This is a genomic window from Aureispira sp. CCB-QB1, from assembly GCF_000724545.1.
Taxonomy (GTDB): Bacteria; Bacteroidota; Bacteroidia; order Chitinophagales; family Saprospiraceae; genus Aureispira.
Window position 1 is genome coordinate 1 of sequence record NZ_JHBV01000078.1, and the last position, 840, is coordinate 840.

General features: G+C 39.8%; 3 protein-coding genes. All 3 read right to left on the minus strand.

Annotated features, from left to right (window positions below; genetic code table 11):
• Nucleotides 1-200 (minus strand): hypothetical protein (locus tag CG11_RS26235; RefSeq protein WP_156039915.1); only part of this gene is annotated, 200 nt, incomplete at its 3' end.
• 2 nt (nucleotides 201-202) lie between these two features.
• The gene (locus CG11_RS26240; protein WP_052599923.1) at nucleotides 203-616 is read right to left on the minus strand and encodes a hypothetical protein; all 414 of its coding nucleotides are present in this window, start codon (nucleotides 614-616) and stop codon (nucleotides 203-205) included.
• A 33-nt stretch (nucleotides 617-649) separates the two neighbouring features.
• Nucleotides 650-790 (minus strand): hypothetical protein, encoded by a 141-nt coding sequence (locus tag CG11_RS30255; protein ID WP_156039916.1) that lies wholly within the window; start codon nucleotides 788-790, stop codon nucleotides 650-652.
• Nucleotides 791-840 lie beyond the last annotated feature (50 nt).

Below are 840 nucleotides of genomic sequence, written 5' to 3' on the forward strand. Positions count from 1 at the left end.
TCCAATTCCTCGTCCATTGTGGGCGCATTTTCTACGTCCATTGTGGCGGCATTTTCTGAAAATGTCTGTTCCTTTTCTAAGGCGTTTTCTACGTCAGAAATGCAGTTTTTGGCATTTTCAACCTCATTTTCTAATCCATTGACAAAGTTATTGACAACTTCATTTTCTGAGGCATTTTCTAGGTCGTTTTTATCGGTCATTTTTAAGCTAGATTTTCAACTTTTTTATACAATGATTTTAAGTCCATAATATGGACCGTCGTAGCAGCATAAGAAGCCGTTTTATAGTTTTCCCCTCGTTGCTGGTCGATTAATTCTAAATCATCGTCCACATCAAAAATCCCCTCCATCAACAACTTATTTTCGTGCTGCTCCAAGACTTTAATTTTTTCTTGAATCAATTCGAGTACCCTTGCTTTGGAAACGCCTTGAGCAGGATCGCTTTTTGCCCTTCCGATGGGCTCTGGAATCGGTGGTGGTGGGATTTCTTGTCGTGGTGTTACAGTCGTATCCGTTTGATGTTCTGCCGTGACATTGGCATGAATTGTTTTGTTCATGCGGTAGGTTTTCCCCGCATGGGAAATCACATCCCCTCTTTTTAATTTGATGGTTTTCATTTTTGGTTTAAGATTTAATGAGAAAAGTAATGCTTACCATTTGATGCGCAAATGGGTAGAATTGGGCTCTAAATCGAGTCGGTAGCGCTGATCTATTCTAGCATAATGACAAACAGAAATACGGCGTAAAAGCCTTTTGTGTCGGTAGATAAAAACGGTCTTTTGTCGTTTCATGGTATGGGATTAAAGAGTTAACAAATGCGGTTCTGTTGGCGGCTTTTTTT